At 62.0% G+C, this 25797-nt stretch carries 18 protein-coding genes; 12 read left to right on the top strand and 6 right to left on the bottom strand.

From position 1 onward, the window contains the following. The first annotated feature begins 173 nt into the window (after window positions 1-173). The 7 genes from tssL to LB558_RS31160 all read left to right on the top strand — a co-directional run bounded on the left by tssL (window position 174) and on the right by LB558_RS31160 (window position 13492). A complete protein-coding gene (gene tssL, locus LB558_RS31190; RefSeq protein ID WP_224701012.1) occupies window positions 174-1685 on the top strand; it encodes a type VI secretion system protein TssL, long form in 1512 nt (503 codons plus the stop codon). Between the two features lie 22 nt (window positions 1686-1707). Next, window positions 1708-5271: a type VI secretion system membrane subunit TssM gene (gene tssM, locus LB558_RS31185; protein ID WP_224701010.1), complete on the top strand. Its 3564-nt coding sequence runs from the start codon at window positions 1708-1710 to the stop codon at window positions 5269-5271. A 159-nt stretch (window positions 5272-5430) separates the two neighbouring features. Next, entirely contained in the window at window positions 5431-6213 is a 783-nt protein-coding gene (locus LB558_RS31180; RefSeq protein WP_224701008.1) for a PP2C family protein-serine/threonine phosphatase, read from the top strand. Continuing rightward, window positions 6210-8795: a serine/threonine-protein kinase gene (locus LB558_RS31175; RefSeq protein ID WP_224701006.1), complete on the top strand. Its 2586-nt coding sequence runs from the start codon at window positions 6210-6212 to the stop codon at window positions 8793-8795. The genes LB558_RS31180 and LB558_RS31175 overlap by 4 nt, the downstream gene beginning before the upstream one ends. 108 nt (window positions 8796-8903) lie before the next feature. Further along, the gene (locus LB558_RS31170) at window positions 8904-9314 is read left to right on the top strand and encodes a DUF1036 domain-containing protein (protein WP_224701005.1); all 411 of its coding nucleotides are present in this window, start codon (window positions 8904-8906) and stop codon (window positions 9312-9314) included. Next, window positions 9311-11734, top strand: coding sequence for a M23 family metallopeptidase (locus LB558_RS31165; protein WP_224701004.1), 2424 nt, complete (start codon window positions 9311-9313; stop codon window positions 11732-11734). The genes LB558_RS31170 and LB558_RS31165 overlap by 4 nt, the downstream gene beginning before the upstream one ends. 165 nt (window positions 11735-11899) lie before the next feature. Continuing rightward, complete coding sequence (locus LB558_RS31160) at window positions 11900-13492, top strand: caspase family protein (protein ID WP_224701003.1); 1593 nt, start codon at window positions 11900-11902, stop codon at window positions 13490-13492. Between the two features lie 10 nt (window positions 13493-13502). Here the strand turns inward: LB558_RS31160 and LB558_RS31155 are convergent, their stop codons facing one another. After that, window positions 13503-14039, bottom strand: a complete 537-nt coding sequence (locus LB558_RS31155; RefSeq protein WP_224701002.1) for an OmpA family protein — start codon at window positions 14037-14039, stop codon at window positions 13503-13505. A 190-nt stretch (window positions 14040-14229) separates the two neighbouring features. Between LB558_RS31155 and LB558_RS31150 the strand changes: the two genes are divergently transcribed. Next, the gene (locus tag LB558_RS31150; protein WP_224701001.1) at window positions 14230-14823 is read left to right on the top strand and encodes a DUF6931 family protein; all 594 of its coding nucleotides are present in this window, start codon (window positions 14230-14232) and stop codon (window positions 14821-14823) included. Window positions 14824-14868: 45 nt separating this feature from the next. Here LB558_RS31150 and LB558_RS31145 read toward each other — a convergent pair whose 3' ends face one another. The 4 genes from LB558_RS31145 to LB558_RS31130 all read right to left on the bottom strand — a co-directional run bounded on the left by LB558_RS31145 (window position 14869) and on the right by LB558_RS31130 (window position 20363). Continuing rightward, window positions 14869-16113, bottom strand: coding sequence for a caspase family protein (locus tag LB558_RS31145; protein WP_224701000.1), 1245 nt, complete (start codon window positions 16111-16113; stop codon window positions 14869-14871). Window positions 16114-16120: 7 nt separating this feature from the next. Beyond that, window positions 16121-17221: an OmpA family protein gene (locus tag LB558_RS31140; RefSeq protein WP_224700999.1), complete on the bottom strand. Its 1101-nt coding sequence runs from the start codon at window positions 17219-17221 to the stop codon at window positions 16121-16123. A gap of 248 nt (window positions 17222-17469) precedes the next feature. Next, window positions 17470-17799 (bottom strand): hypothetical protein, encoded by a 330-nt coding sequence (locus LB558_RS31135; protein ID WP_224700998.1) that lies wholly within the window; start codon window positions 17797-17799, stop codon window positions 17470-17472. Between the two features lie 14 nt (window positions 17800-17813). Next, entirely contained in the window at window positions 17814-20363 is a 2550-nt protein-coding gene (locus LB558_RS31130; protein ID WP_224700997.1) for a caspase family protein, read from the bottom strand. 993 nt (window positions 20364-21356) lie between these two features. Here LB558_RS31130 and LB558_RS31125 point away from each other — a divergent pair. Beyond that, window positions 21357-21674, top strand: a complete 318-nt coding sequence (locus tag LB558_RS31125) for an ArsR/SmtB family transcription factor (protein WP_224700996.1) — start codon at window positions 21357-21359, stop codon at window positions 21672-21674. A 169-nt stretch (window positions 21675-21843) separates the two neighbouring features. On the opposite strand, the gene LB558_RS31120 is transcribed toward LB558_RS31125, so the two are convergent. After that, on the bottom strand, window positions 21844-22143 hold the full coding sequence (locus tag LB558_RS31120) for a DUF1236 domain-containing protein (RefSeq protein WP_224700995.1): 300 nt from the start codon (window positions 22141-22143) through the stop codon (window positions 21844-21846). 521 nt (window positions 22144-22664) lie between these two features. On the opposite strand from LB558_RS31120, the gene LB558_RS31115 reads away from it, so the two are divergent. From LB558_RS31115 to LB558_RS31105, 3 genes are all read left to right on the top strand, one after another. Then, on the top strand, window positions 22665-23042 hold the full coding sequence (locus tag LB558_RS31115) for a low affinity iron permease family protein (RefSeq protein WP_224700066.1): 378 nt from the start codon (window positions 22665-22667) through the stop codon (window positions 23040-23042). Window positions 23043-23744: 702 nt separating this feature from the next. After that, the gene (locus LB558_RS31110) at window positions 23745-24488 is read left to right on the top strand and encodes a DUF4142 domain-containing protein (protein WP_224700994.1); all 744 of its coding nucleotides are present in this window, start codon (window positions 23745-23747) and stop codon (window positions 24486-24488) included. 23 nt (window positions 24489-24511) lie between these two features. Continuing rightward, window positions 24512-25108, top strand: a complete 597-nt coding sequence (locus tag LB558_RS31105; RefSeq protein ID WP_224701064.1) for a hypothetical protein — start codon at window positions 24512-24514, stop codon at window positions 25106-25108. Window positions 25109-25797 lie beyond the last annotated feature (689 nt).

Here is a 25797-nt window from a genome sequence, read left to right as displayed (position 1 = left end):
TCGACCTGGGGGTCTGCGACAATGTCATCTTACGGCGAGATAGCACGATGTAGCCGACCTTCCTGCGGGCACTGCCCTGCCCCGCAAGGCTCGCGTTTGCTTTACCTGACCGCGAACGGCTTTGCGCCTGTCCGGCAAGAATGCGGGCGCCGCGCGCGGACGGACGATCGGCGATGAGCTCGAAGGACGATCCTTTCGGCCCGGCGGGCAAGACCGTCATTCGCGCCACGCCACGGCGTGAGCGAAAGCCAGCGCCGGTCCCTCCGGAGCCAACCGGGGATAACGGACAACCATCGCAGATCAAGGAATCGACTGTGTTCGATCCCGGCGTCGGCCGGCATACCCCGCCGGGCTGGGCGTCCGGGACCGTGATTTATCAGGGAACTCCGTCGGTGGCGGCAGGAAGCGGTGCTTCCGCAGCGGCGCCGACGTCGGCTCTGCGGCAGGAGACCCTGCTCAACGTCACCGACAGTGTCCGATATTTTGCGGCAAACCCGATCCTTGCCGCGGCCGCACCGTTGCTGATGCTGTTCGGCCAACTCAGGCTTATCCCCGTCGAGAGACAAGCGGAACCGTTGGCCGAACATATCACCGAAGCGATCGATAGATTCGACAGGGCATTGGAGAAAGCACGCGTTGCCGAAGAGGATGCGCGGATTGCGAAATTTGTCCTGTGCGAAACAGCCGACGATCTCATCGACAACCTGCCCTGGCCACGCAAGGACGCCTGGGCGCAGCACAGCATGCTGTCGCAGTTCTTCCACGTCGAGCCCACCGGCACGGGCTTTTTCGAAGCGCTGAACAAGATCCTGGCCAGCCCTGAGGCGCATTATGATCTGCTCGAAATGATGCATGTCTGCCTGTCGCTGGGGTTCGAGGGCCAGTATCGCGGCCTGACACGCGACGACACCAATCTCGAACGCGTCCGGCGCGACGTCTACGAAACGCTTCGCTATTTCAAGCCTCGCGCCGACGAGGACATTTCGCCCCGCTGGCAGGGCTTGGCGGCGACGGTGACCCAGTTTTCGACACGCCTGCCGCTCTGGGCCATCGCGGCAGCGGCGTCGGCACTGCTGACGGCGGCGTTCTTCACGTTACGGGTCTTCATCACCAATGAAGGCGATGCCACCGCTGGCGAGTTGCTGGCCCTCAACCCATCGACACCGATCGCCATCGAGCGCGCCAGCGTGGCGCCGTTGGCGGAAACGGTAAAAATCACCCCTCCCGCCGCCACAACCACGCAGATCGACCGCATCCGCTCGGCACTGGCCATGGACATCGAAGCCGGCGGGCTGACCGTCGGCACGAAGGGCAACTTCATCGTCGTTGAAATCAACAATCTCCTACTGTTCCAGTCCGGCCGAGCCGATGCGAAACCGGAGTTCCAGCCCATAGCCGCTGATATCGCAGCCGCCCTGGAACCCGAGCAAGGGCCAATCAGGATCGTTGGACATACGGACAATGTGAAGCCGCGAAAATCGGGCCCGTTCAAGTCCAACTTTGACCTGTCCGTGGCCAGGGCGAAGGCCGTTGAAACGATGATGGCGCCGAAGTTCAGCGATCCCTCGCGACTGACCGTCGACGGCAAGGGCGAGGACGAGCCGATCGCCGACAATGCAACACCGGAAGGCCGCGCCACGAACCGCCGGGTCGATGTGATGATCGCCAAGGAGGAAACATTGTGAGCACGGCCGGTTGGAAGCGCCGATGACGCGTTGGCTGCTGCGGATCTTCAGCATGATCGCGCTGGCCGGTTTTTTGGCGGCAGTGTGGTTTGCCGGACCATTGATCCGCTTTGCCGATCGCCGTCCTCTCGGGCCTGTCTGGCTTCGTGCGGCAATCATTGGCGTGATCGTGGCGGCCGTAGCGCTCTTCTACGGATTGCGTTTCTGGCGAATGCGCAAGGCGCAAAAGGCGCTGGAGACGGCCGCTGCCCGCAACGACGACAGGGATGCCGACTCGCAGGTGCTCGAGGCGCGCATGAACGAGGCGATCGCCGCGCTTAAACGATCGAGCGGCAAGCGCAATTTCCTCTATGAGGTCCCCTGGTACATCATCATCGGGCCGCCCGGCGCAGGCAAGACAACGGCACTGGTCAATTCCGGCCTGAATTTCCCACTGGCCGTTTCGGGTGATGCCCAGCCGGTCGCCGGTGTTGGCGGAACACGCGCCTGCGACTGGTGGTTCACCGACCAGGCCGTGCTGATCGACACCGCCGGACGCTACACGACGCAGGATTCCAACGCCCAAAGCGACAGCAAGAGCTGGCTCGCCTTCCTGTCGCTGCTCAAGAAATACCGCACACGGCAACCGATAAACGGCGTCATCCTGACGATCAGCCTTGCCGATCTCATCGGCCTCGACGATCAGCAGCTTGACGCTCATGTCGTCGAGATACGCAGTCGTCTGCGGGAAATCCACGAGACGCTGAAAATCCAGTTTCCGGTGTATTTGCTGTTCACCAAGGCCGATCTTGTTGTCGGCTTCATGGACTATTTCGGCGATTTCGACGAGACGCGCCGGCGCAAGGTCTGGGGCGCGACATTCCAGACCAACGATCGCACGAAGAACATGGCCGCCGAGGCGCCGGCCGAATTCGATGCACTGGCAAGACGTCTGGTCGAGGAGATGCCTGATCGACTTCAGGAAGAGGCTGACCCGGTCGCGCGCATATCCGTCTTTGGCTTCCCGGCGCAGTTTGGCGCGATGAAGGGCCGAATTGCGAGTTTTATCGCCGGCCTGTTCGATCCGGGCCGCAGCCAGGTGAATGCCAGCCTGCGGGGGCTCTATTTCTCGTCAGGCACACAAGAGGGAACGCCCATCGATCAGGTGTTGGGCGCGATCGGCCGCAGCTTCGGCAGCAATTCCTGCTCCCATCTGTCGGGAACCGGCAAAAGCTTCTTTTTGCATGATCTGCTGACAAGCGTCATTTTCGCTGAATCCGGATGGGTCTCGTACGACAAATCGGCGGCAAGGCGGGCAGCGATCGCCAGATTTGCCGGGCTTAGCGCCATCACGTTGATCGCCGCGGCGGCCCTCGGCACCCTGGCCCTGAGCTTCACTGCCAACCGATCCCTGATCGCCTCCACCACGCAAGCCATGGGCCAGTATCGCACGACGGCGGATGCGCTGCTCAAAAGCACCAAGGTTACCGATGTCGACCTCGAAAACGTCATCGGTCCGCTCGACCAGCTGCGTGATCTGCCGGCCGGGTTCGAAACCGGGGCCGCGCCGACACCGATCGAGGAGACGTTTGGCCTCAGCCAGCGGGAGAGACTGCGTTCGGCCTCGAGGACGGCCTACCGGCAAGCGCTGGAGCGCATGTTCCGATCGCGCCTGCTGATCCAGGCCGAGCGGACGATCCAGACCCAGATGGCTGATCCCGCCGCGCTCTACGAGCCGTTGAAAATCTATCTGATGCTTGGCGGCAAGGCGCCGAAGGTCGACGACGCGTTGATCGTTTCCTGGATGAAGCAGGATTGGGAACAAAACCGCTATCCAGGCGAAAACAACCGCGAGGGACGCGAGCAACTCGAAAAGCACCTGCGCGCCATGCTTGCCCTGGACGACGCCTATGATCCGGTTTTCGAACTGAACCAGCCGCTCGTCGAGGCGGCCCAGCGCGCGCTCGGGCGCATGAGCCTTGCCGACCGCGCCTCCGCCTTGATCAAGTCGGCGGTATATTCGGCAGCGCTTGACGATTTCTCCGTTTCCGTGAAGGGCGGACCGGAAACGCCGCTGGTATTCGAGCGTGTCGATGGCGGCGACCTGTCGGGCCTTCGTGTTCCCGGCCTCTATACCTATGCCGGCTTCAACCGTTTCTATCTCGGACAGCTCTCGCGCATTGCGCAGATGCTCGTCGACGACCAGTGGGTGCTTGGCGGCGGCGGCGAACAGGGTGGCATCGATCAGGAGTTGCTGAAGCTCGGCCCCGAGCTCCTCGATCGCTATGGCAAGGAGTTCGCAACCGCGTGGAACAGCGTTCTTGATGGGTTGAAATTCAAAGCGATGCTGAAGGACAAGCCGCACTATATCGCGCTTTCCGCCGTCGCATCGCCAACCTCGCCGATCGAACAGCTGTTTACGGCGATCGCCGCCGAAACTGCCCTTACGCGGGGCGCTGCTTCTGGCAAGGAGCCAGCCACCGGGGTTGAAGCCGACACGGTTCAAGGCCAGTCGCAAGACGCCACCAAGATGGCCGGGGGGCTGGCTCGGATCGGCATACAAATAGCTACCGGAAAATCGCAAAGCCATGCCGGCACGGGATCCGCGGCGGCGCAAAACCAGAGCCCCGGGGGCAACATCGAAGCGCAATACAGGTCGTTCCAGACCTTGGTGAGCGGTCCTGCCGGGCGCCGCCCGATCGATGCCTTGATCCAGAATTTCCGCGACATCTACAAGAGCCTTCAACTGGCGACCGACGTGCCGTCGCAGACGGAACGCGTCAACGCCAATCTGCAGCTGCAGATCGCCACCCTTCGTGCCAATTCCTCGCGCCTGCCCAAGCCACTCGCCAGAATGGTCAATGCGATGGCGGACGAATTCGAAGGCAACGTCGCCGAGACTTCGGTGACGAATTTGAACCAGCTGCTCGACCAGGCGGTCACGGCGCCTTGCGAGGCGGCGGTCAACGGTCGTTATCCTTTCGCCGGCAATGGCACCGAGGATGTGGCGATGGCGGATTTCGCGAAACTGTTCGCACCGGGCGGGCTGCTGGACCGATTCTTCGCGCAAAACCTAGCATCGCTGATCGACATGAGTGGTCAGGACTGGAGCTGGAAACAGGATGCGCGCTTCGGCCGCGACCTGTCGAAATCGACGCTGAAAAGCTTCCAGCAGGCGGCCGAAATCCGCAGCGCGTTCTTTCCCCAAGGCGGTTCGATGCCCTCGGCCAGCATCACCTTCACGCCGTTCTCACTGCATGGCGATGCCGATGCGGCGGTGCTCGATGTCGACGGCCAGGCCGTGCAGAGCAACCAGGCGGGCAGCGCGCCGAGCATCGTGACCTGGCCGAGCGGAGCGGCCAGTGGATCCGCCAGTCTCAGCCTGACGCCGGACATGCCAGGCCGCGAATCCACCATCAAGTTCGAAGGGCCGTGGGCGCTGAAGCGGCTAATGGACAAGGCGACCATCACCGGCACCGACAACAATGTCCAAGCGCGCTTCGTGATCGGCGGGCGCGACGTCAGCTATACGATCCAGACCGGCTCCGGCCCCAACCCGTTCCTGCTTCCGGCACTTTCCGGATTCAGCTGTCCGAAGGCGTTTTGAGATGGGCTTCGAACTTTTCAATGCGGTGACTCCCTTCGGGAGCCTCAGGCGCCCGGACCTTAATTTCGATACTTTAATGGCCGAGCCTGTGGCAGACTGGTGTGAGCGGGCGCCCGGGAGTGCGCCGCAGAGGACGCGTGAGACGCGTTTGGTGGCAAGGTGAGCGATGTCGCCCTTCCCTTTGACAGTTTCGGCGTGAGCCACAAGGGCTGTGTCCGCGAACACAATGAGGACAACTACCTGCTTGAGCCGCGAACCGGCCTTTGGGTGGTGGCAGACGGAATGGGCGGGCATGAGGCCGGAGAGGTCGCCTCGGCCAGCATTGTCGACCACCTGGCCACGATCGGCATCGCAAGCTCAGCTCCGGACCTGCGGGCGCGTTTCGAGGACAGGCTGAGCCGGGCCAATGCCGAAATCCGCAGCATATCGGAATCGCGCGGCATCACGATCGGCTCCACGATCGCGGCCCTGTTGGCGATGGACGGACGGTTTGCCTGCCTGTGGGCGGGCGACAGCCGAGTCTATCTGATCCGCAACGCCGCGATCTCGCAGATTTCGAAGGACCACACCGAAGTGCAGGAGCTGCTGGATCGAGGCATGATCAGCGCGGCCGAGGCGCTCACCTGGCCACGCCGCAATGTCATCACGCATGCGGTCGGCGTCAGCGATGACTTCGTCATCGACTTCCAGCAGGGCGAACTGATGCCGGGGGACATTTTCGTGCTCGCCACGGATGGGCTGACGGCACATGTCACTGATGCGGAGATCGAGGCCGCGGTGGTGTCGGCAACGCCTCAGGCGGCCTGCGAAAATCTTTTGCAAACGGTGCTGACGCGGGGCGGAACGGACAATGTCACCATTGTACTGGTGAAGATCGGAACCGGGCGCAATGGACAATCGCTCCACCCTGATCTGTCCAGAGCGGAGGGCAGAGGCCGATGAGCGCCGACGACAAGACGCGAATATCGCCGCAGGTGGCCAACACCGCGGTCGGCACGCAGCTCAGCGGCATCTACGAACTTGACGAGCGGATCGCATTTGGCGGCATGGGCGAGGTCTATCGCGGCCACAACATCCAGACCGGCGACCACGTCGCGATCAAGATCGTGCTGCCCGAGTTTGCCCGTGACCAGACGATCCTGTCCTTGTTCCGCAAGGAGGCCTCGATCCTCAATCACCTGTCGCATGACGCGGTCGTGCGATACCACGTCTTCACCATCGATCCCGGGATCGGCCGTCCCTACCTCGCCATGGAATTCGTCGACGGCGAGTCGCTGTTCGACATCATGCGGCGTGGGCCGATGCCGACGGAAGAGGTGCGCAAGCTTTGCCATCGCCTCGCATCCGGCCTGGCCGCCGTGCATCAGGCCGGAGCAATCCATCGCGACCTGTCGCCCGATAACATCATCCTGCCAGGGGGCCGGGTCGACCGCGCAAAGATCATCGATTTTGGCATTGCGCGATCGGCGACCGTGGGCGGGGAGACGCTGATCGGCGGAAAGTTCGCGGGAAAATACAACTATGTTTCACCCGAACAGCTCGGGCTGTACAGCGGCGACGTCAGCGAGCAGTCCGACATCTACAGCCTTGGGCTGGTGCTGGCTGCCGCCCTGCGCGGCAAGCCGATCGACATGAGCGGATCACAGTACGAGATCATCGAAAAGCGTCGAACCGTTCCTGATCTCTCAGACATCGACGACGATTTTCGCGGCATTGTCGAAGCCATGCTGCAGCCAGATCCGCAAGACCGGCCGGTCAGCATGGCTGACATCGCCAGGATGACGCGCGGCGAAGACGAAGCGACAACACCGCCCCCATCCAGGACACCCCGCGACCGGCCGGCTTTGCCACCAGCCGAGCAAACCCTTGCTCCTGATCCCAAGCCCCAGCCATCCAATGTCGCGGGGCACAACGCGCCGGCGGCAACGGGCCCGGGCGAGCAGGGCTTCGTTCCGCATGTCCGGCCAGCGCATTTGTCCAAACCGTTGCCTCAGGCCGTCCCCAGCCCGCCGCGCACGGGCGCGAGCAATGTCCCCGGAAAATCCACGAAGACCCGAACCATCGCGATCGCTGCACTGGCGGCGCTGGCAGTCGCCTCAGGTGCGGGCCTGTATCTGAGCGGCTTCATGACGCCTGCGACGCCGCCTCCCGGCAAGGCATCGCTTTCGGCGACTAAACCATCGAAGCCGGTAGCTGAAGCGTCAAAGCCGACCCAGACGGACAAGGTCGCGAGCTCCCCCGAGCCGGCAAAGCTGGTTCCACCCGCGCAGCCGGAGGCCAGCGTCCCGCCGGCTGAAAAACAGCCAGATGCCGCGGCGGCTCAAAAGCCGCAGCCGACCAAGCCCGCCGAAGTCCCCGCGCAGGCCGAGGAACCCGCGAAGCCGCCGGCAATGGAAGTGCAACCACAAACAGAGGCGAGCGCGCCGCCGGCTGGAGGCCAGGCAGATGCCAAGCCAGTGCAAGCGCCGGAGCCGGCGAAGCCCGCTGCCTCCGCACAAACTGAAGAACCCCCGAAGCCGCCCATAGCGGATACCCAGCAGCCGTCCGCAAAGACATCGCCGGTACCCCAGCCGGATACGATGGCCAGCAACAATCAAACGTCGGCTCCGGCGCCTGAAGCAGCTCTAGCCCCACCGGCCTTTCCAGCCGCGCCAGCTGAGAAGGTCGCAACGCCGCCGCCGGTCCTGCCAAAGGTTGTGGAGACCGCAAAGCCCGAGCCGCAGATCAGCCAGCCGGCAGCGCCCAAGGCGACCGTGCCGGCGCCCAGTGAGAGCCAGGCGGATACCGCGAACGCCGAGGGCCAAAACGCCTCGCCACCTCCGGCCAAACAGCCGGACCTACCAGTCGTCGCGTTGAACGTACCCAAACCGGCGATCCCCCCGGTCGTCGACGATAGCGCGCAACGTGTCTCCTGGGTTCGAGACTTTGGCGGCGGCGACTGTTTCTATGCGACCATGACGTCGTCGACCGACAAGGCCGCCGCGATCGAGGGGTTTGGCACCGCGGTCCAGCCGTTCGAGCAGATGCTCGGCGATTTCCAGGCAAAATTCCATGTCGAGCCGGACATCAGCGTCCGCCTCATCGAGCCGAGCCAATGCGAAGTCACCAACTTTCTGCGCTTTCTCGGGCAGACCACGGCCGACAAGCCGCAGCTTGTTCTCGACCGGACATCGGTGCCGGATGGTACGCCGATCAGCGGCACGCTGGTGACGCGCGGCGGGCTCATTTCCAGTGTCCTGCTGATCGATCACAAGGGCATGGTGTTCAATCTCGACGACCGCATCGTCGCACAATCCGACAAGGCCACCTTCAGCATCCCGATTGGCCTCGGCGCCGCCGACAAGGCCGCCGGGAAGGCCGTGCCGCAAATCATAATGGTGATCACCGGCCCGCAGGATATCCAGGCGGCGGCCTTCTCCGCGCCGACGCCGGCCTCGGTTCTGCTGCCTAAAATTCTCGAAGAGATCGAGACCGACGGATCGCAATTTTCAGCCACTGCCAAGTATTTCCGGCTCGGCGGATAGCATCGGCGCCCGATGGAACTCCGCCGCGCGTGTTTGTCCCACTCGTCTGCCGGCCTGCCCATAGAGCAGCGTGATCCGGCTCGAGCGCTGCCTGCCCTGACGGGCCGCATGAAGCTCGCGGTCATGGCGGGAGCGGCACTGCTGGCCGTGCTGGTGTCCGGCGAAGCGCACGCCGAATTCACCGTCTGCAACCAGACACTCGACGTCGTCAATCTGGCGGTCGGCCAGAAGGTCGACAATGCGGACCAGACCGACGGCTGGTGGACCATCGGCGCCAATCAATGCGTCAACGTCATCCACGAGGAACTGACGAATCGCTACATCTACATCTATGCGACTGATGTCTTCGGCCATGCGATCCTGACCGGATCGACCGAGATGTGCATCGAGCGGCGGCGGTTTTCGATCCGCGGCATCGACGAGTGTTGGCAGCGCGGCCATATCGCGGCGCAATTTCTCGAAGTCGATACGCTTGAACAGGTGCGGTGGACCTTCTTCCTGACCGGAAGCAATCCGTGACGCACAGTATCGACACCAGCTTCAGGGAGAAAAAACAAGCGCGCGCCGCCCTGCGCAGGCGCACGCTTTGGCGCCGGCTCATTGCCGGCTTCGCCGTAATTGTCCTGCTGTCGATCGCCGCCGGTTTCTACCTCACCGCGGACTATTGGTCGTTCGGCGACGAGGACGAGGAGCTGCACGCGGTCGAAGGCGCCGACGACGTGCCGGCCGATGCATCCGTCTACGTGCCTGCCATCATCGACCTGGCGGGAGATCCGATGTGGATCACGCTAGCGCCCGATGCCGACACGGCAAGCAAGGGCCATGCGGTAGCGCGCCCGGCCGAGCTCGACAGTTCCGGCGCCTCGCCGCAAATCGAGATCCTCTCCGACGTGATGCTGAGTGCCAGCGAAAAGTTCATGACGACGATCCCGTCGACGCAGGAGGACTTCGCGTTCTTCCAGGCACAGCGGCGGACCGCTCCGCCATCGCCGGCTGCCGCACCCACCGAGCAGGCCGCTCCGCCTGCCCCGCCGGTGGCACCCAACGACCAGCAGGGCGACCTAGATAATGACCTGGCGGCACCCGATGCGAGAGAAGCCCCGGCCGGTTCGGCGCCTAAGGCCCATGCCGACGACCCGGAGGCCGGCTGGGGAGAGACCATCGATCAGGGCGAGGCAGCACTGCCCGCCTTCAAGAAGACCCAGATCGAGAACAATACCACCGTCGCAACCGTGACCAGCGAGTACCAGCGCTTCGAGGCCACCGAAGACACCTTCGTGAAGATCCTCAACGACCGCAGCCTGGACAGCGTTGCGCTCGATGCACATTTCTCCGCCGACGATGCCAAGCTGGCGGGCGAAGCCCTGAAGGCGCTCTTCAATCGGGACGGTTTGGAACCGGGTTACGTCGTCGCCATGCGCGGATTCCGGCCGAACCGCGAGACAACGACGATGTCGCTCATGCAGGTTTCGATCTTCGCCAAGAATGTCTTTGTCGGCACGCTGACGCGCAACGCCGCAGGCGCCTTCGTGTCGGGCGTCGACCCTTGGGTGCGCGAGGATTTGTTCAACTATTCCGGTGTCGATCAAGGCGGGCCCAAGCGGCAATACCGCCTCCTCGACGCGATCTATTCGACGGCTGCGCGCAACAAGGTTCCAACAGGCGTCATCGGCGAGGCGATCATGTACCTGTCGCGAGGACAGGACCTTGACGCTTTCGCCAGCGAGGACCAGCGCCTGGCGCTGATCTACTCGCAGACGCCGCGCGGCAAGGAAGAGACGTCCGGGCGGGTGCTTTATGTCGGCGTCCACGGCGGTGAGAAGACCATCGACTGTTTCGTTTTCCAGCAGAGCGACGGCCAATTCGCCTGCGTCACGGGCAATGACGAGGTGCGCTCGCTGACTGTCGCCAACGGCATGGTCACGCCGGTGAACGGGGTCATGACCTCGACCTTCGGCCCGCGCAAGCACCCAATCCTCGGCGTCGTTCGTATCCACAAGGGTGTCGATTGGGCAGCCCCTGTCGGCACGCCGATCATGGCGGCCTTCGACGGCGAGATCAGCTTCCAGGGCGATGGCGGCAGCTATGGCAATCTGGTGAAGATCTCGCATGAGAACGGGCGCGAGACGCGCTACGCGCATATGCAGAAATTTGCCATTGCGAGCGGAGTCGGCACCAAGGTGAAGGCCGGCGACGTCATTGGCTATATCGGCACTACCGGGCTGTCGACCGGCCCGCATCTGCATTTCGAACTCTATCAGAATGGCGAGGCGGTCGACCCGCTGGGCACCGTCACCACGGTCGCCACCTACGAGACTGGCAATTCCGGCAATTCTGGCAATTCTGGCGATGTCGCCGTCGAAACGCTGACCGAGCGGATCGTTCATGTCGAAAGTGGCGGCAGCGCCCGCGCCAAGAACCCGAATTCCTCGGCGACCGGCGCCGGCCAATTCATAACGAAGACCTGGCTTCGGATGATGAACACCTACCGCCCGGACCTCGCGCGCTCGCTGTCCACCGCCGACCTGCTCGCCCTGCGCTACGACGCCACGATCTCGCGCGAGATGGTTCGCAACCTGGCGCGAGAGGGCGAAGCTTATCTTCGGGCGCGCGGTCACCAGATCACGGCCGGCCGGCTCTACCTCTGTCATTTCTTGGGCATGGAAGGCGCGCATCAGGTGCTGTCGGCGCCAAGTTCGGCACAATTGAGCACCGTGCTGGGGTCTTCCGTCATTCAGGCCAACCCGTTTCTCACGGGCAAGACAGCCAGCTATGTGGTGGACTGGGCCGAAAGGAAGATGGGCCAGAAGCTCAGCCGTGTGGCCACCGACGCCGCCCCGCCGACGACGACGACAGAAATCCGCCAGACATCGCCGGAGTTCGAAAAATACAAGCAGGCCGTCACCGCTCTCATCAGCTCTATTCAGAATACGCTTTGACCCAGCCTGTGCGGCATCAGTCGCTCAGGCCATTGATGTCACTATTTCTCGGGCCTTTGTGAACCAAAGCCGCGGTCAGGACCACACACGTCCAGGAACCATTTTTGGCACAGGCGACCCAGTCGCCGACGAAATTTAGCACCCTGGTGGGTAGAGGGCTGGTCCATGAAAACGATCACAGTCTTGCTGAGCGGGATTATCCTGGTTTTCCTTGCCGCTTTGGGCGCGGAGGCCGCCGCGCCTGACGCCAAGCACGTCGCGCTGGTGATCGGCAACAGCAACTATGTCCATGCGGTTACCTTGCCCAACCCGGCCAACGATGCCCGCCTCATCGCATCGACGCTGCGCAATGCCGGCTTCGAGGTGATCGAAGGGGTCGATCAGGACAATGCCGGCATGCACAGGCTCATCAGCCGGTTCACCGAGCAAGCCTACGACGCCGACCTCGCGGTCATCTTCTATGCCGGTCACGGCATGCAGGTCGACGGCAAGAACTACCTGATACCTGTCGACGCCGATTTGACGTCGCCGGCCTATCTCAAGACCCGCACTGTTCAGATCGACGATTTCATGGCCGCGCTGCCGCCCGACCCGGCGATTGGCGTCATCATCCTCGATGCCTGCCGCGACAATCCGCTGGCAAGGACGCTGGCAGCCTCGCTGCCGAAAAGCCGCTCCACTTCGCTGGGTACCGGCCTGGCGCCGGTCGAAGCGAGATCGGACGGCGTCGGTACTGGCGGCCTGCTGATTGCCTATGCGACGGATCCTGGCGCCATTGCCTTCGACGGCGACGGGGCCGACAGTCCTTACTCCACCGCGCTCGCCAGGCATCTGACCGAACCCGGCGTCGAAATCCAGAGCGCGCTGACGCGCGTGCGCGGCGAGGTGACCGAAACCACGCAAGGTCGCCAGCGGCCGTGGCATAACGCATCGCTGGGACGCGAGGTCTTTCTTGGAAAACCCGTTGCCGCGGCGGCGGCGGCAAATCCCGTGGCCGACGCATCGAACGCAGCCGCGACATCCGACCCTGCCCCTGTCCCCAGTGTCTCTCCTTCGTGGGAAGTCGAGCAACGTCTTTGGGATCAGGCTTCGAAGCACAATTCCGAGCCGTTCTATCAGGCCTATCTCGACCAGTTCCCGAGCGGTCGTTTCGCCACCGTGGCGCGGTTGAACATCGACGAATTGAACGGCCCGAACGCTCAAAACCAGCAGGTCGCCGGTTCCGGCTCCGCCGTGCGCACCTCTGTCAGCGTTCCGGACGAGATGAAGCAGACGCCGGGCACCGAGTTGACGGAAAGTGCGATGGCCCTCGACCGCCAGGGCCGCATCGACCTGCAGTTGCGGCTCGAAGCATTGGGCAACGAGATTGGGCGCATCGACGGAACCCTGGGCTCTCAGACCCGTGAGGCGATCGGCATCTGGCAAGCCGATAACGGACTGCCGCAAACCACCTATCTGACGCGCGAGCAGCTGGCGTTTCTGGTGATCCAGTCAGATCCCATGATGGCAGCCGTGCGCGCCGGAAATGCCGCCGATCAAGCCCGTACAGCACAGCCGAAGAAGCCCGTCGTGCAGAAGGCCCGCACGATGAAGCCGGTGGCACAAGGACCCCGCAAACAACGGCAGGTCGCTCAGAAGTGGCGCGACCGCGAGATAATGGTGCGGCGGGATGAACCTGCTCCGCCGCGGGACAATTTCCTCGCCAGGGCACTGATATTCGGCGCTGGTGTGGCCGTAGGCAGCGTGCTCAAACACTGACCGCCGCGCGTTACTGCACCTCAATCCGCATTTCCACGCGGCGGTTGACCGGATCGTACGGGTTGGGACTGCGTGGATTCTTTTCGCCCATGCCGATCGCGTTGATGCGGGCGGGATCGACCCCACTGGCCGTCAGGAAGGCTGCCACCGATTTCGCTCGCCGTTGCGATAGGCCTTCGTTGTAATGCACCGTGCCGGTGGCGTCGGTGTAACCTTCGACGACGAAGCTGAACGTGCTCAGCCGGCGGTCCTTCAGCGCCTTGGCGAACTCGTCGAGTTCAGCACGCGCGGTGGTGTCGAGTGTGGCCGAATCCAGGCTGAAATTGATCAGCATATCGAGGCTGGATTTTTCTCCCGGCGCGTCTTTTGCCTTGGTCTTGCTCTTGCACTCTTCCTCGGTGCCGACACAGATTCCTCGCGACTTGCCGAGATCGGCCGCGCCGGCAAAGAACTTCACGATGTCTTCTGATTTCTGAACGGGATCGGCGGAAGCGTGGGTCGAGAAAAACACGACCACCAACACAAAGGCTGAACTGCCCCATTGCATAGCGGTTACTCCTGTTTGAGCATCCGATTTCGATGGTGGGGATCATACCAAACTCCGGGGCAATTGTCTGTCGATAAACGCCAGGGATACGGCGGTTCCCGCAGTTGTTGCAGCGTGCCCGGTAGAGACTTGACCCGCGCCGCGCCTGGGGCTTGAGTGGCCAAATCTCCTCGATGAAAGCGTGGCGGTCATGGCCAATGGGCTTCGATTCAAGACGGCACGGGATCTCTTCATGGCCTGTCCCGCTATTGCCCGGGAGATGAGGACGCTTCCAACCGAACAGCCGTCGATCGAGTTTTGCCGCGGCCTGCTCGCCGGGCGCGTTCCCGAGGAGGCGATCACGTTCTGTGCCTACCTGCTTCCCGATCGGGCCGCGGTCTGGTGGGCGCATGAATGCCTGAGCCATCTGAGCGAGTTGCTCGATGGGACGGATCACGAATTGCTCGCCCATGTTCGCGATTGGGTCGGTGAACCGGACAGCCCCCGCCATCGCGCCGCAGTGAGCCAGGCAGAGGCAACGCCACCGAAAACGCCCGGCGCCTGGATTGCCCTGGCGGCGGGATGGCGTGACAATGGTTCTGTTGCTGGCGTATCTGTTGTAGGCGCAGAAGCACCATCGGCCTTGCAGCCGTTTCCTGCCGCCCATGCAGTCAATGCCGGTGTTCTGGCCGGGCTGGCGCGTGTCGCACTCGCGGACCGCTTTGCCGTTCTTTCCGCGTTTGTCGAAATGGGTATCCAGATGGCCGAGATCGAGGCGCCACGCCAATCGGCGGATGCCTACTAGAACCTGTCCCGACAGAAACCGGGCGGATGCCATTATCGTCCTGCCTTACTTGCAGCCACCTTGAGCCCATTTGGCAAGCGCCACCTTGAAGCGTGTTCCAAGCGGATGTTGCAGGCGCAAAACGGAGGCATCGTTGGCGGCGAAATTTTTCGCCTGCTCGCACAGCCGCGCCTCGTTCCATTCATGGCATCCGTCGCAGTGCTTGTCCTCCCATACCGACTTGTCCAATCCCTCCACCGGACTGAACAGGGGCTTGCCCTTGATCAGCTGGGCGATGCTCTTGCCGTCGATCGCCGGATCGCCGAAATCGATCGGATGGTCGAAAAGGACCGGGTCATCGGAGGCCAGCCTGGGGATCTTCTGACGCAGCACTTCGAGCGCAAGTTGATCGTCACCTTGGCCCGATGCGCTTGCAGCGCCAGTGTTGCCCGCGGCAGAACCGCCCGCGGCCTGGGCTGCGCTCGCCTCGCCCACGATCAACGGCGCATTGAGATCGACCTTGTGCAGAACGACATCCGTTTTAAGCGAAACGTTGATCCAGGGACGCTGCTTGCCGGCGGTCGCCTTGAAGACGTCGCTGGCGACCCTGTTCATGGCCTCGGTGATGGGAACATTGGATTCGCCGATACGCTTGAGGAGCGCCGAGGTGAAAGGCGAATGCCCGCCCGACCCGTCACCGGCGTGCTGATGGGGACTGGTGGCGAAAGCGACGAGCGTGCCAGCGCTACCTTTTTCTATCGGGATTTCGGCAAGGCCGCTGCTCGCGCCGTTGACCCCCGCGGTCTTGGCCAGCACCTCGGCGAGTGGGTTGTCGCGGCAAGCGTCGAGAAATACCAGCCTGATGCTGGTCTCGCGCGACATCTGGCGCAGAACGAAATCAACCGACACAGCCTCGAAGTCGAGGGAGGTTTCGTCCTCCAGCGCGGCGTCGACCGGAAGCAGGTAGTTCTTGCCCGAAACCTGCAAGCCGTGGCCGGCGTAGAAGAACAGCGCGATATCCGCGCCGCGCACCTGCTTTGCGAACTGGGCGATCGTCGCCTGCGTCTGCGGCTTGGTGAGATCGAAGCCTGAAACCACCTCGAAGTCGAGCTTCTTCAAGCGCTCGGCCATGGCCTCAGCATCGCGCACCGGATTGGCGAGCGGTGCGGCGTGCTGGTACTGGGCGTTGCCGAGGACCAGTGCGACGCGGCGCTCGGCGCTGGCGGCCGTCAAAGTCAAAAGCAAGGCGAGCGCCGCTAGGGCGCCGGCGCGAAAGAGGCCACCGCAACGGGCGATCAGATCGGACCTCACCGTAACCTCAGAGCTTGGTAGCGGAAAACTCGATCCGCCGATTGAGTGCCTTGTTCTTGGGCGAGTCGTTGGCGGCAACCGGTCGCTCCTCGCCATAGCCGGCGGCACTGATCTGGTTGCGCGGAATGCCCGCGGCAATCAGGGCGTCGGCAACCGCCTGGGCGCGCCGCTCCGACAGTTGCTTGTTTGCGTCCGGCGATCCATCGGAGTCGGTATAGCCGGAGACCTCGACCTTCAGGCTTGGGCATTTGCCGACGACGCCTTCGACCTCCGTCAGCAACGGCCGGCTCTTCGCATCGAGCCGCGCGCTGGCCGGCCGGAAGTAGATGGCGCCGGTGCGCGAGAGCACGGCGAACCTGTTCAGGCATTCCTCGTCGCTGAAGTTCGCCTTGGCGGCATCGGTGGCAACCGGGCCGACATCGGCCGAACTCGCTGCGGCGGTTTGGGTGGCGGCTGGCTTGCTGCCGTCGGCGGTGAAGACGAAGTCGAACGACACCGACGCGGTGGGCACGATGTTGGTCACGTTGGCCGCCTGCTGGAGTTTGTCGACGTTCGGCAGCAGGCCGAAATCCTCGACATGGACAGCGACCGGAGCCTCCGAAGCGACCGACACCATGGTGTCGCTGATCATGGTGACGACGATGCTGGCCTCGAGGTCCTTGTCGACGCCGTGCAGATTGAGACGGAAAGGCAGCGTTGATTTCACCCTGCGCTTTGTCGCGAGATCGGCGAATGCGGCGGGATCCACCTTCGCTGTCAGCTCGGCCGTCGGGTATTTGAATGTCTCGAAAAACAGGAAGCGCATGCGGACATTGCGCAGGTCAACGCCGGTATCAACCGAATTGAGGTCGAAGGCGACCTTGGCATCACCCGCCGAACTGAGCGTGCCGGTGATGTTCCTGATCTTGTTTGTCTCGACGATCGTGTTCTTCTTCACCGACTGGTAGGTGATGACTGAAGCTGTGGGATCAAGCGTCCAGTTCGGCGTGGCGTTGGCGGTTTGCGATCCGAACAGCAGCAAGCCGGATAGCACGACGACAGGGCCAAGACCTCGGGTGACGGGGCCTTTCAGCCTCGTCTCCCACCAGAATGCGACGACTTCGAACATGGAACGCCCCTGCCCAGGACCACCGTATCGACACGACACCTGGCGGGAGCATAGAGCACTTGCGACTGGTTGGCGAGCAACTCCCGGAAATCCGGACAATGCCAGATAATCGGAGAAGAACTTGGTGCCCTCCACTCGTCTACTGTTCCCAATCGCAGCGGAACCAACCCTTTGTGGAACGCTGTAGGAGTCGGTTCTGCCACGACCAGAACATGGTCGTAGCTACCGCTGACCCTCTCGAGACTTGGTCAACCTCCCCAGCCGCCGCCGCTACTGCCTCCGCCGCTCCCGCCAGCGCCTCCGCCGCTCCCGCCAGCGCCTCCGCCGCCACCAGCGGTAGGAACGACAGGCGGGGGAACAGTGGTTTCCTCAACCGGCTTGACCACCTTCTTGGCGATGACCTTCTTCTGCTGACGGATCTGTGGCGCGGTCGTCGTGCGAACCAGCTTCGGCCTGTGCTTCGTCGTCGTCAGCGTCGGCTCGGCCTTGGGCGCGATGGACATACAGCCGGTTAGCGCTGCCAGAGCTGCGGATAGAACGGTCGCAATCAATGCCTGCTTCACTGCCCTGCCCACCATTGCCTCCTTGTGGATCAAAACAAGTCCCGGCGCGGATTGGCTTGCTCCCAGACCGCTCTGGCCGCGTCGGCCAGTTGGTCGTCGAGCGAGCCCTTCGCCGGGATCTTCGACTTGAGTTCGCCGCGCAATTGCTTGAGCGCGGCCGTTTTCGTCTTCACTGCGAATTTCGTCAGCGTCGTCTCGGCGCCCGGCAATTCCTTGCGAAGATCAAGCGCGACCGCGAAGGCCAGATAACGTACCGCTGTCGTCTGGTCGGCATTGGCGCCCTTCTGCATTTCGAGCGCTGCGCGATCATAGGCGCCGGACTGATCGCCGCGTGCCGTGGCCAGCTCGAACAGTCTTTGCGCTTCGTCGAGGTTTTGCTCGACACCAACCCCATCCCGGTACATGCGCGCAAGGCTGGCCGGAGCGTAGGGCTGGCCTAGATCCATAGCCTTTTGGAATAGCCCTTGCGCCTTCCCGGGATCCCTCTCGACGCCCACACCGGCCAGGTAATTACCGCCGAGCAGGTTCATCGAATACATGTCCTGCCGCTCGACGCCTGCCTTCAAAAAGGCGACGGCGCGGGCCGGATCGGCGGGCACGCCGTTGCGGCCTTCCGTGAAGATCGCGGCGAGATCGTTCATGGCATAGGTATGCCCCATCGCCGCCCCCTTGAGCAGCAGGTCCAGACCCTTGCCGGTGTCGCGTTCGACCCCGTAACCATTGAACAAGGCACGGCCCCATGACGTCATCCCGTAAGGATCGCCCTTGTCGGAGGCCGCCGCGTAGAAGGCGTTGGCCTGCTTGCGGTCGCTGGGCATTCCCGTTCCCGTTGCGTTGAGGTAGCCGAGTTCGAAGACAGCGCGGACGTGGCCCTTGTCGGCAGCCTCCTGAATGGATTTCTTTGCCTGGTCGACCTTGCCGGTCGCCAGCAGCGCTCGGCCCAGTTGGTAGCGGAAGCGGGCGACATTGGGATAGGCCTTCACCGCAGCCTCGCAGGCCGTCACAGCCGACGCGCCGATTTCATTCGGCAGCAGGCCGGGGACCATGCCTTGCAAATCGAGGGGTTCGCCTGCGGCCTGGTCGCAAGGATCGACGCTTGGCGACAGCTTCATGGTGGCGGGCTTGGACGAACTGCTGTCGGCCCGTATCTCGAAGCCGACCTCGACCGGCGCGGCGGCACCGATCTGGGGCTCGTAGCGGAGCTGGTCGACCTCGTCCGCCATCAGGCTCGACTCTGGCGACAGGGCACGATCCGGCAGGGACAGCGTTCCCGTTGCCGGATACCTCGCGAGTTTCAGGCTGACCGCGGAATCCTTGGTCGGAAAATCCAACTTCAGCGGAACCGGGCCGACACCCACCGGGACGCTGATCTGCCGGTTTTCGATCGCCTCGGCGGCGCCGGTGATATGGATGCCCCGCTCCAGCACCTGCTGTTTCTGCTCGGTCTCGAGCGAGGCCACGATCTGTTCGCCATCGGCGCCTTGGCCGTTTTTGACACGGAACACCAAGATGCCCTGGCCTACGCCACCCCAGTTGTCATGGGTGGCGTAGGCCAGCATGTCCACCTCTTCCGTCGCACCGACCCCCTTGGGCACATCCAGCTTCAGGCGCGGCAGGTCCTTGCCCTGAATCTGTTCGCCCACCGCGACAGCCTTGCCGTCCAGCAGCAGTCGTCCGAGCGCAGGCGGCCTTTCGATGCTGACGGTGATTGATCCGCCATCGACGTCGACCGGTTCTGGCAGGTCCAGGGCAACAGGCCCGACACCCAACGGCACGACTTTCTCCAGAACTGGCGGCAGCGAGGGCCGGCTGGTACGGCGCATCAGGACAACCTCGTCGATGAGCGAGGAGTTTTCCCACGGAACCTGCTTGCCGTCGGTGGCCTTGACCACATCGCGGCGCACCGCAGCCATGACCGTGCGTATCTCCTGGTTCGGCGCCAGCGCGCGATGAGAGAATGCGGAGGAAAACGGGCTGATGTCTCCCGCTCCATCATAGGCGACCGCCCCTGGCTCGGTGGCAAAGGCAATCAGCGTGTTCAAGGAACTTTTGACTTGTGCAAGGCCGGTGTTGCCCGCCGTGATCAGCTGGTCCCTCAGCCAATAATCCTTGCGCGGAAATGGATTGTTGCGGCAGGCATCGAGGATGATCACCTGGATCTTCGATTTCGCGCGCAATTGCTGCAAGACATCATCCAGCTTGACCGCCTGGACCTCTATGTCGGCCGCATCCTTCAGCGAGGCATCCACGGGGATCAGGAAATTCTCGCCACCAATCTGAAAGCCGTGACCTGAATAGTAGACGACGGACAGATCGGCGCCATCCGCCGCCGCGAGGTAGTTGCGGAACTGTGCCTCGAACTGCAGCTTTGTGAGGTCCTTGGCGACGAACACTTCGAAACCAGCCAACCGAAAGGTCCTGGATACGTCCTCGGCATCCTTGTCAGGATTCTTGAGAGCGGGAATTTCGCGGTACTGAGAATTGCCGATCACCAGGGCGACCCTTCGATCAGCCGACGCAGCGAAGCTCGTCAGGATCCCTACGAGGAAGACCGCGATCAATCCGCAAAGTCGGAGCATGGCAACCGCCTCAACCGCCACATCGACGGCCGCAAGCTCCCCAGATTGCGGCATCAAGGTCTGTAAAGAACTCACAATCCGCCAAGACAGCGACACAAAACACAGTGAAAACCGTCGCGGCAGCAGGCACCTTCCTCATCCGAACGTGTAAGCTACCTCAGAGCCGAACCATTCGCAATGAGTGGCAAACTTCTCCGGCGTGGCTGTCCAGATCCGATCCACCCGCCAAGCTTCAACCCAGCGACTAGTTCCCCCTGGTGTGGGCTTGCAGGCCGAGTTGCTGGCGCGCTTCGTCCGCAACAACGCGCATCGCGTCCGTGTCTTCACTTCCGGCCGTCGATGCTGTCGCCGCCTCCTCCACAACGAGAGGAAACTAATCTCCAGGCCGACATGCGGCGTTGCGGTCCGGCCCTTTGATGCGAGAAGCACTATGGCGGAAGCTAGTTGGCCAGTACCCTTCTCGTCAACTTGCTGGCCTCTCCAATAGCCCCGTTAATACCCGGTGTCGGGCTTTGCTTTGTTGGTGGCCCCAGCGTCAGGAAGGCAGTCGCCGAATGACCGGAACAATCTAGCGAACAGTAAATTCAACGGTCTCCTGGTAGGAGGCCAAAGTGTCCCAGCGAAGCGTCGACAAAGACCGATTGGAGCGCGCAGACCGTGAGGCAAAAGTTGCTAACGCGACCGAGAGAGAGGCGCGAGATACAAAAACTGCGCGACTTCGAGAACAACGCCTGGAGGCCGCAGCCAAGGGTGCCCAGGCTTTGAAGAAGGGGCGATCCAGGAGTTAAGGCGCTTAGCAGCCGACGCTGGTCGTCAGACAGCGACGCCGTTCTGAAGGAACATTACACCACGCTAATAGTTCTGGCGAGCCGGGGCACCCGACGATCCGGCACGCTTTCCTTGTGACGCCCGCCGCTGCCGTGATGTGGAGGCGGGTTGTTTACATTTGAGGGGCCTGCCCAAAGTCCCTCGGCTCGCTAGCGAGGAAACATGATGAAGGCCAGAAACCCCAGGATTTATGCGCCGTCCGCCGAGCTGCTCGGTGCCATGGCTAATGAAAAGCGCCTTCTCGCTCTGCTGATTCTTACTGACGGAGAAATGTCCGTTTCTGATCTGGCGCCGCGGTTAGGGCTTAGCAACTCAGCACTCTCCCAACATCTCGGCATAATGCGAGAATTTGGGCTGGTCACCCGGAGGCAGGAGCGTCAAAAAGCGTATTACTCGTGCACAGATCCTGCCCTGAAAGTCCTCGAGCTTCTCGACTGGCTTGTTGAGCGGGAGACTCTGCCTGGCCGCGACCGTCATCCATAAAGCCCGAGACCTTTTGGAAGGTTTCGTCTCGGAAACCGCATCCTTGCCGAAACGGCGTGCCAGAGCGCCTGCGATGTCTCGACCTCAAGGTTGATCATCTCATTCGGATTGTTGATTTGGTAGACTCAAACCCCGCCACCTCACTGGCGGCGGGGTTGGATTAGTTCGTTCAGTCGTAAACCTTGATGATTTTCCGGGTGCCAGGGTCCACCAGCACCGTGCGGTTGTCGACCACCACATAGCGGTATTTCACGTTGGGAACCTCATGGATTTCAACCGTGTCCGGCAGAGCTGTCCCGACATTCAGTTCCACGCCGGGGAGCTGGACCGAAGCAAGGGGCTGCTTCTTCACATATTCGCGGATGACGGTGTCTTGTTCCGGCTGGATGATAATGTCGTCAGCGGCGGCTGAGCCGATCCCAGCCAACAGCAACATCGCAGCTGCGGTGTTCTTTAGAAGCATGTTCATATCTGCTCTCCTGTAGGGTCCGGCCCATGACGATCATCGTCCCGCACCGCCCGGCAACTTGAACACCAAGCCGCCCTGAACGTTCCGCCTTAGGCACTGAGGTCTAGTCCTTTGGGACCTAGGTCTGGCCCGACAACACGCATTGGTCCTGCCAGGGACAGCGGCTGGAACGCCCGCCCCCAGCGGCTGTTGTCTCTCGAATTTGGGAGAAAGCAGATGCATGAAGTGCTGACCAAGCACGACGGTTACTCGCACCGATTTTGCGACAGCCGTCACCTTATCTCGTGATGGCACTCGTGCATGGCTGACATGTCGTGGATCGGCGCAGCAAAGTTCCTTCCTATGCCGATAGCAGGGTTCGCTAGCCGCCTAGCTATCGCACCTTTATATTTTCAACTTGGAGTAGGTGACCTGATGTTGCGCGACAAAGAGAGTCGGATCTTGGAGGCAGGCTTGCTGGCAGCGGTGCCTATCTGTGTGGCCATTACCGCACTGGTCGCCTTGATGGCTTTGGCCCGGATATGAACCGACTGCTTTTCGCGGCCTCCGACTTTCTATCTCGGCCGCCGGGCTTCTATGTCATGCTCATAGCAATGGTTTTGTGCACCGCCCTGGTGCCTTTTGGTCTGACAAGTGCGGTTACCTATGCCCTGTCGGTTGCCGCCATCGTGATCACCGGTGTTGTCCTTTTACAAGGCTATCGCGATACCGCCGCCATCCACGCAAAACTGGACGAGATTATCGTTTCACTGAACGAAACCAGAAACGACGTTGTCGGATTAGAGCACGCCGAGCCGGAGGAGATCAGGGAGAAGCTTGTAAAACTCGAAGCAGAAGCGTCTCAAACGATTGGGGCTGCCAGGCGCGAACTTTCGAAAGCAACAGGAGAGAGATCATGAACAGTATCACTCGGCTCGTCGTGCGGTGGTCGTCGTCTTGGTATTGTGAGCTTTAGGACGACGAGCATTTTTGCCGACAACATGAAGGATTAGCGGAACCAACTTAGCGCCGCAAATTGCTTTTCATGAATGACAATCAGCCGCCCCCCGACAAGTTAATGTCCGAGCCACCGCCAAATTGGCAGGGCGTGCTTTTTGCCACCGCTGCCCTGGTCTTATCCTTATGCGCCCTGCTGCAGGCATTTTGGATGTCTGTTTGAGCGCTCTCGGAGAGGGTCCCTGTGTCCCATAACGGATCAAAAAAGCTTGGCAGCAAACTTGCGTTGACAAAGATGGGGTGGGATGAAGGCCCGCCGCGTCGCAAATGGGGCGGCGGGCTTTCATCAGTTTAATCCACCAAAACGTGCAGCGCCCAGTGCTGTGCGCCAAACAACCTGGCGTTATGTCGCGCATGTCGACCAGTTGCCCGCCGGAGGCTCTTTGCCGGGAGGCATACCAATTTTCACCGTTGGATTTCTCCGCCATCAGGCTCCCTGCGAGCAATAGCAACTCTTCGATCGATCTGAGGTTGGGATTGGTGCCGCTCGGCTTCGCGACGACGGGAATGGCGCCTCGAAAATAGCCGACATTTGTCACCGTCCGGAACAAAGATAGCGCCAGGAGATTGGAGTTCATCGCCATCTTCAACCAAGGAACCTCAGCATGAGAACTAAACTACGCATGGCATCGCTGTCGATCGCCACCGCAATGACCGTTGTACCGCCTGCCTTGGCAGCAGAGACGGCCCAGGACTTCGTCACGAAGGCCGCGATCGGCGGGATGTTCGAAGTGCAGTCCAGCAAGGTCGCACAAGACAAGCTCCAAGATCCGACCCTTAAGGATTTCGCTCAGAAGATGATCTCCGACCATGGGGCTGCGAACGCCAAGCTCGAGAGTATTGCCGGCGAACAGAAATTGCAGGTGCCCGCCGACCTCGACGCTGCCCACAAGAGCGACGTCGACAAATTGCAGTCAGCTGCGGCGCCAGTCGATGCATCCTATGCCGACATGCAGAAGTCGGCGCATGCCGACGCGGTAAGCATGTTTGAAAGCTACGCCAAGGACGGCGACAATTCCGCTCTTAAGTCGTTTGCAAGCGAGACGTTGCCGACGCTCAAAATGCATCAGGAGATGATTGGCAAGGTCGCGGCTGCCGCCGCTGCCCCCGACAGTTCCGCGCCAGCCGCGTCCAATGCGGACACCACAAAGTCTGCGGCGCCGGTGGCGGGTGCCAACAGCTTCACCGAGGACCAGGCCAAGAGCGCCATCGAGAAGGCGGGTTACTCGGACGTCTCCGCCCTTACGAAGGATGACAAGGGCATCTGGCGTGGAACCGCGAGCAAGGACGGCAAAGCAGCACCCATCGCCCTCGACTTTCAAGGCAACGTCGTTGCCGGCAAGAATTGATCACCGACAAAGGAAAAAATCAGATGAAAACCGTAACAGGCCTCTTCGACAATTATGATCAAGCAAGCGACGCTGTAGGCGAGCTTGAAGCCACAGGCGTTCCCCACGACGATATTAGCATCGTGGCGAGTAATTCAAGCGGCCGGCATACGGGCGAAGCGTCGGAGGCCGGCGAGGATGCGGCAGCCGGGGCTGGTGTCGGCGCCGTTATCGGCGGGGCCGGCGGCCTGCTCACCGGCCTTGGCCTGATGGCCATACCTGGTGTCGGCCCCGTGGTTGCGGCGGGCTGGCTGGCAGCGACTGCGGTCGGCGCTGTCGGCGGTGCCTTGGTCGGTGGCGCAGCTGGTGGCATCATCGGTGCGATGACAGAGTCCGGTGTGCCGGAAAACGACGCACATGTTTATGCCGAAGGCGTACGGCGCGGGGGAACAATGGTTATAGCCAGGGTCGAAGACGACCTTGTCCCCGACGCGGAACAGATACTGAAGCAATATGATTCCGTCGACATCGCCCGCCGGCGAAACGAATACGAAGCAGGCGGTTGGACCGGCTTCGATCCCACGGCTGGTGTCTACACAGGTGATGACTTGGAAGGCGCCAGAGATCGTCGCACCGTGTGAGATGAAATGAGTGGGCGGCTAACAGCCGCCCTCGTCCTTCCTGCGCGGTGCAACGCTCGTATCTCAGGTTCGCGCCAAGGTCGAATTGCGTCGTGAGGGTTCACCATGGCCCACCGCTGCGCAATACACGACGGGTGCCGACCTGCTGATCCCGCTTGAAAAGGCCTCGTACTCTCGGAAAAAAGAGTTGTTGGACCTCTATCAGCATCACCAAGGTGAAACGGGTTTCCCCGACGTGAGAAACGACGTCAATACCCGCCAATGTCCTTGGCAGTCTCGCTGGCGGTGTATAGTCCAACGCCCAAAGCTCTTGTTTGCTTGCTTTCCCTTCGCCCCGGTAAAACGGCTGGAACAAAGTGTCTGGTGCCGCGGGACGAGAGGGCCACTGTTGGCGACACTGACCGATCAGTTGGCCAGCAGCCCGCCCACCGCTTGCCCCACCCGTCGTCCAGGTGCCCGCCTGTAGCCTGTCGATGCATTGCTGAGACATCGCCCGTGACGACCGTCCCCGAGCGCGGAATCGATCCTCCGATCATCGCATAGATCGAAGGAACATTTTAGACGTATCGAATGTTCAAATCCTATGGACAGCCGAACCCAACTCTCAGCAGATCAATCGAGAGCAGCACGCGCTTTGCTGAACTGGTCCCGAGTGCGCCTTGCCGCAAAAGCCAGTCTTAGCGAAATGA

Origin of the sequence: Mesorhizobium sp. CO1-1-8 (assembly GCF_020164875.1) — a bacterium.
In the GTDB taxonomy this organism is placed as follows: Bacteria; Pseudomonadota; Alphaproteobacteria; order Rhizobiales; family Rhizobiaceae; genus Mesorhizobium.
Note: the sequence above shows the minus strand (reverse complement) of the source record. Positions and strands in the feature narration are given on the sequence as shown.